Source organism: Microbacterium sp. WCS2018Hpa-23 (assembly GCF_031843845.1).
Lineage (GTDB): Bacteria > Actinomycetota > Actinomycetes > Actinomycetales > Microbacteriaceae > Microbacterium.
In genome coordinates, this window is the sequence record NZ_JAVTIZ010000008.1 from 156,656 (window position 1) to 165,712 (window position 9,057).

General features: G+C 64.1%; 11 protein-coding genes. 4 read left to right on the plus strand and 7 right to left on the minus strand.

Annotation, left to right across the window (positions count from 1 at the left end):
- Positions 1–377: 377 nt before the first annotated feature.
- The 4 genes from RQG77_RS14850 to RQG77_RS14865 all read right to left on the minus strand — a co-directional run bounded on the left by RQG77_RS14850 (position 378) and on the right by RQG77_RS14865 (position 3,414).
- Positions 378–1,064: a hypothetical protein gene (locus RQG77_RS14850; protein WP_311245411.1), complete on the minus strand. Its 687-nt coding sequence runs from the start codon at positions 1,062–1,064 to the stop codon at positions 378–380.
- A 102-nt stretch (positions 1,065–1,166) separates the two neighbouring features.
- Positions 1,167–1,967: a DNA polymerase beta superfamily protein gene (locus RQG77_RS14855; protein WP_311245412.1), complete on the minus strand. Its 801-nt coding sequence runs from the start codon at positions 1,965–1,967 to the stop codon at positions 1,167–1,169.
- Between the two features lie 53 nt (positions 1,968–2,020).
- Complete coding sequence (locus RQG77_RS14860; RefSeq protein ID WP_311245413.1) at positions 2,021–2,749, minus strand: hypothetical protein; 729 nt, start codon at positions 2,747–2,749, stop codon at positions 2,021–2,023.
- The gene (locus RQG77_RS14865) at positions 2,746–3,414 is read right to left on the minus strand and encodes a helix-turn-helix domain-containing protein (RefSeq protein WP_311245414.1); all 669 of its coding nucleotides are present in this window, start codon (positions 3,412–3,414) and stop codon (positions 2,746–2,748) included. Before RQG77_RS14865 ends, RQG77_RS14860 begins: the two co-directional genes overlap by 4 nt.
- A 109-nt stretch (positions 3,415–3,523) precedes the next feature.
- On the opposite strand from RQG77_RS14865, the gene RQG77_RS14870 reads away from it, so the two are divergent.
- Positions 3,524–4,027, plus strand: a complete 504-nt coding sequence (locus RQG77_RS14870) for a single-stranded DNA-binding protein (protein WP_311245415.1) — start codon at positions 3,524–3,526, stop codon at positions 4,025–4,027.
- Positions 4,028–4,105: 78 nt separating this feature from the next.
- On the opposite strand, the gene RQG77_RS14875 is transcribed toward RQG77_RS14870, so the two are convergent.
- Together RQG77_RS14875 and RQG77_RS14880 are read right to left on the minus strand one after the other, a co-directional pair.
- Positions 4,106–4,519, minus strand: a complete 414-nt coding sequence (locus RQG77_RS14875) for a hypothetical protein (RefSeq protein ID WP_311245416.1) — start codon at positions 4,517–4,519, stop codon at positions 4,106–4,108.
- The gene (locus RQG77_RS14880) at positions 4,516–4,905 is read right to left on the minus strand and encodes a hypothetical protein (RefSeq protein WP_311245417.1); all 390 of its coding nucleotides are present in this window, start codon (positions 4,903–4,905) and stop codon (positions 4,516–4,518) included. The genes RQG77_RS14875 and RQG77_RS14880 overlap by 4 nt, the downstream gene beginning before the upstream one ends.
- 279 nt (positions 4,906–5,184) lie before the next feature.
- Between RQG77_RS14880 and RQG77_RS14885 the strand changes: the two genes are divergently transcribed.
- On the plus strand, positions 5,185–5,544 hold the full coding sequence (locus tag RQG77_RS14885) for a hypothetical protein (protein ID WP_311245418.1): 360 nt from the start codon (positions 5,185–5,187) through the stop codon (positions 5,542–5,544).
- A 9-nt stretch (positions 5,545–5,553) separates the two neighbouring features.
- On the opposite strand, the gene RQG77_RS14890 is transcribed toward RQG77_RS14885, so the two are convergent.
- Entirely contained in the window at positions 5,554–6,366 is an 813-nt protein-coding gene (locus RQG77_RS14890; RefSeq protein WP_311245419.1) for a hypothetical protein, read from the minus strand.
- Positions 6,367–6,543: 177 nt separating this feature from the next.
- Here RQG77_RS14890 and RQG77_RS14895 point away from each other — a divergent pair, with 177 nt between their 5' ends.
- Complete coding sequence (locus tag RQG77_RS14895) at positions 6,544–7,914, plus strand: ATPase, T2SS/T4P/T4SS family (RefSeq protein ID WP_311245420.1); 1,371 nt, start codon at positions 6,544–6,546, stop codon at positions 7,912–7,914.
- Positions 7,907–9,028, plus strand: a complete 1,122-nt coding sequence (locus RQG77_RS14900) for an ATPase, T2SS/T4P/T4SS family (RefSeq protein WP_311245421.1) — start codon at positions 7,907–7,909, stop codon at positions 9,026–9,028. The genes RQG77_RS14895 and RQG77_RS14900 overlap by 8 nt, the downstream gene beginning before the upstream one ends.
- Positions 9,029–9,057 lie beyond the last annotated feature (29 nt).

Here is a 9,057-nt window from a genome sequence, read left to right on the forward strand (position 1 = left end):
CGCTCGCTCGGCTCTCGTGCGGGCTGACAGTCGGCCCACGCATCGGCCCGCGATGCCCATTCGAAGTAGTCCGGGTTCGCTCGATACCCCAGCGGAGTCCTCGCGAAGCGGGGCGGATGCCCCTCGATCTTTGAGCTGTACTCAGCTCTCAGAACTCCGCGACGGGTCAACGGTCTGATGATGGTGTCACCGGGCCGTGGCGCCATCGGAGCGGCTATCAGCCGCGTCAGTTCCGGGGCACCCTCGGGGACGATCAGCAGATGTCGCGAGTTGTACTCGCAGTCGCATGCTGGCCCCTCGTGCAATTCGGCGGTAGCCATGACGGCCTCTCTCAGGTTGGTGTCGTTCTGGAATGCGCCGCGGCTCAGGAGGTGCGGTCAGGGCTGAATGGCGCCGTCGGGCACCCAGAGGGTGACGCGGTTGACGCACAGCCGTGGCCCGTAGAGATCATCTGCGGGGTGTCCGTCGGGGCCGAATGCAGAGCGCGGGTCATCTGTGTAGCTCGGCTTGGACGAGTCGATCGGTTCGGCCGTGCAGATTTCGCCGACGACTCGGGGCTCTTGCGAGACAGCCTCAGGGTCGATGACCTTCACCGTCACGTCTACAGGCTGCATTTCCTTGATCCACAGGAATCGTTCACCGGTGATCTCTCGGGATGACACCGATCGCTCGACGACGCCGCCACGCTCATCGACGGTCGAGTACGCGTACGAAACGACCCCGATGTCATCGGTGGACACTGAGTAGTACGAGCCATCGACGCGCCGAAGGAGAGAGTCGGTCGAATCGGTGACCAGCGAGAACTCCGTGTTCGCGATCTCCTCGCGATAGGCCTGGCGATTCCGCTCGCCGAGATCATTCGCCCAGTTCGTGAGGACGACCATCCCAGCGACAACAGCCACTGCAGTCGACCATCCGAGAATCGAACGAATCAGAGACCGTCGGGCGCTCTTCTTCAGTGCCGCGGCTTCTGCAGCCTTGCGGGCCTCCTCGGCCTGGCGTTTCAGTTCGGAGTCACGGTGAGCTCGCGCTTCGAGCTTGCGTCGTTGGAGGGTCTTCATCATGGCGTTCCTTCGGATGATCGATGTCGAGTGGTACTGCGCGCTGCGCTTGCTGGCTGCCGGGCACGGACTTCGTCCGCGCTGTGCCATCGGTGGTGGTTGAGATCAGCGGAGGAGATGAGCGCGACGGATATCGCGAAGGAGGTCGTTGATCGCGTCGTAGTCGACCTTGTCGGGTAGATCCGAGTCTTCGGTCTCATCTGACAGCTCCTGCTCGAGCTTCTCGGACCACGCGATGACATCGTCGAAGTTGACCTCACCGCGGCGGATCTCGAGTAGCTGTTCGACGTGCTCCGGCTTCATCGGCAGATGGAACGTCCGCTCTCGAACCAGAGTCAGTCCAGCAAGGAGAAGTCGGATCAGGTGGCCTGCATACTTCGAGTCGTACCCGTGCTCGAGGATCAGCTCTGGACGGTTGGTGCGGCGGTTCGTGCGACCGAGCAGCGCGTCACGCTGGGCGCGCGCGTAGCCGGCGTGCCGAAAGCATGCGTGCTTTGACAGGAACAGGTGGCGGTGGTCGGCGAGAAGCCGTGCCGCAGCGGACCGCATCAGGTAGTGCTCGGGCCCGCTCCAGAGCGTTCCAAGGACCGATGGGTTCCCGGCCGCCGCAAGTGAGACGAACTTTCGCAGAGGATGGAAGATCATCTCTACGTCGCCCTCACTGCTGCGGGGGTCTTTCTCTGAGACCATCTGCGTCATCGTGCCGCCGGCGCCGAAGCGGAAGATCTGGGTCTCAGCCGACAGCAGGCCATAGACCTCGTGGTCATGCTCGACGTAGACACCGAGAAGGTCGCGGTCGGAAGCATCGCCGGCGGTGCCGTATGCCCGCGAGCCGTACTCGACGAGCATGGCAACGTTCAGCCCGGTGGAGCGCACGGCGCCGTCGATGGTCGTGTGTGATGACATGCTGCTCCTTCGGTGCGGGCGGCCCTCCATTCGGGTGCGGGGCGCCCGTCGGCTCAGTAGAACCGGATGGGTGTGGATTCGTGTCGGCCTGCTGCGCGCAACATCTCGACGAAGCGGTTCACGGTGACGCCTTTGGCTCCGCGAGTCACGGCGTACACGATGTTGATCGGCTGCTCTCGGGCGAGGACGTCGGGGGTCGTGAGCCATTCGAGGTCGGAGACGATCACGTTGCGACGCTCGCTGCGCATCTGGCTTCCGTTGATCTCGTGCCACACCCGGTGGAAATCAGTTCCGCCGCTGCGGAGTGGGATCTCCGAAAGGTGCTCCTTGAGCTCGCGGCTGTCGGGGAACGCCGGCCAGACCTTCATCGTGTGATCGCCGGGGAGCACCTCGTGTGTGAACGGCGTGAACGACACCATGATCGGGCGCCGAGCGATGGCCGATGAATGCTTGACTCGATCGACCTCAGACGCGATCGCAGCGAAGATCGCATCGATGTTGGCGCTACCCGAGATGTCGAAGTAGATGTGGACGTCGGCGTCATCTGAAGCGACAGGGACATCGCGGCGGTCGGTCGCCGAGGGTGCGGTCGGCGACGGCAGCGCGGCCGGAAGCTCACCGACGAGGTCGACGAGGCCGCTGACCGTGCCCTGGAACTGGCGATACTTGTCCGCCTTGTCGGGTCGTCCGTCAGCGACGGCGACATCGACGTTGGCGCCGAGGAAGGTGATCAGATCGGTGACCTCGGCCTTGGTGACGAGTCGGGTGGTGGGTGTGCTCATGAGGTGAAGCTCCTTGGTCGATGGTTCGGCGCGCTCTCGGGCGCGGGCAGGGCAGATGCAGGGGATGACTCGGATGCCATCGCCTCGCGGATCTCTGTGACAAGAGACCGAGTGATATGTCCGCGGGCCTGTGGACTACTTCGGAGGTCTGCTCGCCGGCGCATTTCGTCCTGAAATCCGACTCCCCAGAGCGCGACCGCCCAGTGTTCGAGTGCCTCGGTCGAGATCTCGAGCTTTTCGGCAGCACGTTTCAGCGCGAGCGCGGGGAGGTCGTCTATGTTGCTCTGCGCGGTCAAGGGTCCACCGGGTGTCCCAGGGCCTGGACGGACGGGGCCACCTGCCAGAACGGCTTCGAGCCAATCGCGACTGATCGAGGCGCGGGACGTGTGTTTCGGGAAGTCGAAGGTGTCGCTGTCGCTGAAGAGATCGGCAAGTCGGACGTCGTTGCCGGTCAGTTCGCTCACCGTCAGGGCAACGATCAGCAGTGTGGGCAGCGTAGGAGCCGCGTTGCCGTTCTCGAAGGCACGGACGCTGGACAGACTCCAGCTGGCTCCGTGCTTGCGAGCGGTTCTGGCGATCGCCTCGAGCGTGAGACCGTTCTCGCGGCGACAACGCCTTAGGTATGCACCAGCCGCCTCAGCGAGGCCCACGCTGTTCATAAACATTGGTACTCCGTTACTTTCTACGTTTTGGCTGGTATACGCTTGAAAATGAAGGGTGCCGGCACGAGGTGCGGGCGCTGACACAGGCTCTCACCGAGGAAAGTAGGCAGACATGGCAGGCGAAACGGTCATCACAGTCGTAGGGAATCTCACGGCGGATCCCGAGCTGAGGTACACCCAGAACGGGCTCCCGGTCGCGAACTTCACGATCGCGTCCACTCCGCGCAACTTCGATCGCGCAGCGAACGAGTGGAAGGACGGCGAGGCCCTGTTCCTCCGGGCATCGGTCTGGCGCGAGTTCGCCGAGCACGTCGCCGGTTCGCTGACCAAGGGCATGCGCGTCATGGCGCAGGGCCGCCTGCGTCAGCGCTCGTATCAGGACCGCGAGGGCAACCAGCGCACTGCGATCGAGCTCGAGGTCGACGAGATCGGCCCGTCGCTCCGCTATGCGACCGCCCAGGTCACGCGTGCCGCGTCGAGTGGCGGAGCCAGTGCGGGCTCGTTCGCCGGCGGCGCACCTTCGGGTCCCAGCGCAGAGGCGGGAGCAGGCTGGGAGACTGCGGTTCCCGGCGGAGCGGATGCGTGGACGCCCATGGGTGACGACACCCCGTTCTGACCCATCTCGTACAGAAGACCCCGCCGTGAGCACATGCTCGTGGGCGGGGTCTTCTGCGTTCGGTCGGGACTGGCACGCTCAGGCGCCGGCGTTGCGCTTGACCTCAGCGAAAGCGTCTTCGCACTTGATGCAGCGCTCCGCCTTCTTCGGCGCCGTCTTCCGGAAGTCGAGGAACCATCCGAGAATCTCGTCGTTGCTGTACTCGTAGCCGCACTGTGCGACCCACAGGACACCCCAGTCGCCTTTCTGACCGCTGTGGATTCGGGCGCGCAGAAGGTGCCACTTCGGAGGGGTCGCACGGAACGGCTCCGTGTGGAAACCGGGTCTCCGCCACCAGACGGGGATGCGGAGAACGATGTACCCGATCAGCTTGGCGACGCGCTTCGTGTTCGGCCAGCCAACGTGGAACTGACTGATGTCAGCCTCAGCCGGTACGGCGGGGGAGAGGTCGACCTTGCGCTTGCGACGCGTCGGCTTTGCGGTGGCACTCATGCGTCAGCGTTCGCGGGCGCAGCGGGGACCTCGAGCGTTCGGAGCGTGCCGCGGACGATCTCGTCCTCACCGATGGCGAGACGATTCCCGCCGACGGGGTAGCTCGGATGGTTGGACGCGATCACGAGACAGCGCCACCAGGTGCGGTAACGACGGATCGGAGGCTTCTCGGCCTTCTCCTCTGCAGTCAGCTCGTAGGAGTCGAACGGCACGACGACCACGGTGTATCCGCTCTGCGCGGCGAACGGCAGCTCGATCATCAGATCCTCTACCGGACCGCGGATGTTCACCGGGAGAGTCGACAGCGTGTGAGCCTTGGACCCGACGGGGGCCGTGGCCAGTCGTGCGACCTCGACTTCGGGCGCTTCGAAGTAGTTCTTGAACACGATGCGTTCCTCCTGGATCGGTCAGTGCATGTGACGCCCGTCACGAGACGAAGACCCCCGCTGCAACTGCAGAGGGGGTCTCGAAGTCCTGTGTCTCGGAGGGCGTGGGGTGAGGAGATCTGCTCCTCACTGTTCTTCCCGGCTGCGACTTGGTCGCAGCCAGTCCTGTCGCAGTTGCCGCACCGACAGGTGCCGGCGCACACACGTTCATGCGCGCAGCGGATGAACGTCACTCCGTGGCTCCTAGGGCGAGCAGTCGACGCCTAGTACCGTTCAGGTATGGCCACGAAGAAGCTCGCGTTCATCGATCACATCGTGCTCGAGCTGGAGAGGATATCGACGGAGCATCGTCTGCCCTACTTCGTCGACGATCGCCATGCGACGCGGTCTGGTGGGCGTCCTACCCTCACAGGCCACGTGGCGGCAGGGGTGAGCGTGAGTTCCACGTGGGTTGTCGCTGAATATCAAAGCAGCGAATACGGGGTGACCTTCAAGTTCGTCGGCTTCCCAAGAGGCGACTTCCGTTTTCAGCCCGGACATGATGGCGCCATCGGTGATTTTCTGGATTCATGGACGGAACGCATTCTTGAACGCGCATCATCAGACGACGACAGGCAGGTGGAGACTGCGCCGGAGTAGAGTCTCGGGTCAGCCGACCTTCACGAACTCGCCGCATCCGGTGAAGTGCACGGAGAAGTCTGAGGCCTGAACAGTGACTTCGACTTGTGTCGCTGCAGAGACGAAGTTGTTGGCGATGATCTCGCCGGCGGAGTCCAGGCGTTCCCAGTAGCAATTCTGGATGTCGCCGGAGGCGCGGTAGGTCCCGGGCTGGATCTTCGTGTTCACCTCGAAGACACCTGATCCGAAACGCAGGCCGTTGTTCCGTTCCTGCTGCTCCTGCGATCCGTTTGCCATGATGGCGGCAGATGGGTGGTCGGGGCAGAGCATGAGTGCGCCCGCGGCCTCGATGCTCTGGTTCTGGTTGATGGGCCCATTCGTCTGGTAGAAGTTCGAGGTCTCAGCGCAGATACCCCAGAGTGTCTTCACCTTCTCCGGGAGCGGTTCTTCGGGGTATGCAACTGTGACTGCAGCTATCTCGTCGGTCGAGTACACGCCGGAAGAGCTCATGGCCGCATCGCACCCAGAGAAGGCGATACCCCTCGCCCACGCGTCATGAACATCGGTGTACGTCGCCATCTTGTACTCGGCAGGCTCACCGATAGTGGACGAGGGCTCTTGCCAGCGGCACTCAATCGTGACCGTCTTGAGGGTTGGCGGTTTTGGCGTGGCGGTCGGCGTTGCGCTCGGTCTCGGGGTGGCGGTCGACCTGCTCGAGTTGGATTCGGACGGCGTCGGCGTTGCTTCAGCCGCCGTGTCTGGGCCGGCGCACCCGGTCAGCGTCAGCGTCAGCACAAGCACAACAGCCCCCGCCGCGCCCCAGAATCCGTTTCGAGCTTTCACAGCCGCCCCCCTCGATGCCAAGTCCCGACGTTCCTGCCGGAGTGCACATCCACTGACTTTGGAGCATAGCTGACGACCATCAACGCCTACGAGCGGAAACGACGAATTCAACCATTTACGAGTAAAAACGGATACGATGGAATGCCCCACGACCCACCCTCAGACCGAATGGTGCCCATGAGTCACACCGAAGCCCGACAGCCGAAGAGGACCCTCACCCTCGGTGCGCCACCCGTGCGTCTGAAGGAGACGCCTCGCGAACCCGCTGCGGCAGTCGCACCCGTTGCGCCTGCATTCGTCGAGACGCGACCGGCTCCTGCGCCCGTGCGCGAGGCCGTTCCGCCCACGCGGACCGTGTCTCTTGACCCGGCGCCGCCGACCGCGCGGACGCATGCGACTCCTCGCGTCGCATCTACCGAGGCGAACAGCCTCGTACCGGTCGCTGCCATGTACGAGGAGCTGACCAAGCCGCTCAGCGAGTTGCCGCGGCGCTCGGCTGCGGATTTCCGGGAGCTGTTCATCGACCTCGTCCGCCAGGGCGTCTCCGATGTCCACATGACCCGGTCGAAGCTCGGCAACACGTTCACAGTCGAGGCTCGCGTCGACGGCACCCCACAGGAGGTGCACGTCTACGAGGGGGTTCTGGGCCAGACGATCCACACCCTGATCAAGACGGATTCCGAGATGTCCTCGGGTGTCAACCTGGTCCCGGAGGACGGAAGTTACAAGCTGCCGATCGACGGATACCCCTACCGCGCTCGTGCCGTGGTGCTGCCGCTGTTCGATGGCGGGGAGCGTATCGTCTTCCGACTGCCGCAGATCGGAGAGCTGCGACCGCTCGACCAGCTGGGATTCACCCCTCGCAACATGGAGTTCACGAAGGATCTCCTGAACCTCCCCGGCGGCATGACCCTCGTCGCCGGCCCGACAGGTGAGGGGAAGAGCACCACGGCGCTCAGTTCCCTGAAGTACCTGCGCGAGAAGGAGAGCGGCGTCTTCATCAGCCTCGAGGATCCCGTAGAGCGAGTGATCCCCGGGATCGCTCAGATCGAGGTCAAAGAGGAGATCCAGGGCGCCGGGTTCGGCGACATGATGAAGTACATCGTCCGCGCCGACCCGAACGTGCTCTTCATCGGCGAGATCCGTGATGTCAAGACGGCGACCGCTGCGGTCGAGATCGCGAAGTCCGGTATACGCGTGCTTGCAACGATCCACGCCACGAACAACATCAGCGCGATGCTCCGCCTTATGGAGATGGCAGATGCCCCGCCGCTGTCGGTTCTGGAGTCGCTGAACGGCGTCATCTCCCAGCGTCTCGTTCGGCGCCTGGTTCCCGGTACGGACCGCCTCTCTGGCCGGTATCCGATCCACGAGGTCACCCACAACACCTCCGACCTGACCGACACCCTCATCCGCAACGTCTCACGCCGGGAGATCGCCGCGGTGGCCGCCCACACATCGACGTCGTTCGCGGAGAACGTCCGCGAGCTCATCGCCGCCGGCGTCACGACTCGCGCCGAGGCGCAGAAGGTGGTCTCCCTTGACTGACCAGACCCTTGCCACCGTCTCACAGCTGATCGACGCCCTCGGTCGACAGGAGGCATCCGACCTGCACCTGACGTCGAACCGTGGCGCCTTCTACGTGAAGGACAAGCAGACGCGCCCGATCCCGAGCAACCAGTTCTCATCAGACGATCGCACTCTCCGCGGCCTCATGGGAGGGCTTCTCGACGACGCGGAAACGCTGATGAAGACCAAGGGTCAAGCCAGCGCGTCGTTTGACACCGGAGGTGAGTACCGAGGACGAGTCGCGTTCCGCCGCGAAGAGGGTGGGCTCTCCTGCACCATCCGCATCATCTCGCGCGACATTCCCAGCATCAGCACGCTCGAGCTGCCCCAGACCGTCACCTCGCTGATCACCCGCCCCTCCGGCCTCGTCCTCTACGTGGGACAGACGGGCTCGGGTAAGTCCACGACGATCGCCGCTCAGGTGAACGAAGTGGCGCAGACGCAGTCGACCGGTATCTACACGCTCGAGTCGCCCATCGAGTACCTCTACCCCCTCGGGAAGAGCCTCGTGATCCAGCGCGAGGTCGGCACGCACGTGAACACCTTCGCCGAGGGCATCGAGGATGCCAAGCGATCTCACCCGCGCATCATCGTCGTCGGCGAGATCCTGAACGTCGCCACCGCGCGCTCCGCGCTCCTGGCTGCGGCATCTGGCCACCTGGTGATCAGCACGATGCACGCCGGTACCGCCGCAGAGGCTGTCGACTCGTTCACCTCCATGTTCACGCCTGAGGAGCAGGGTCTCGTGCGGACGCAGCTCGCGCAGTCTCTGTTGGCGATCGTCGCCCAGAAGCTGATCCCGAAGGTGCGCGGTGGTCTCGCTCTCGCGATGGAGATCGCGCTGAACACCCCGTCGATGGCGGAGCTGCTGCGGGGGAGCGGCGACCGAACCAACGACACCAAGTTCATCCAGCAGCTCCTCCTCGGCGCGGGGACGAAGGACGGAATGGTGGCGATGGAACAGTCTCTGGCCCGCCTCGTGAAGTCCGGAAGCGTCTCCCTCGAGGTCGCTCGCTACAACGCGCGCGATCACAAGGCCCTCGAAGAGAAGCTGACGCAGTTCGACGTCCAGGCCGCATCCCGCGCGGCCTGACTTTCAGCCCCATGCCGCACCTCATCGTG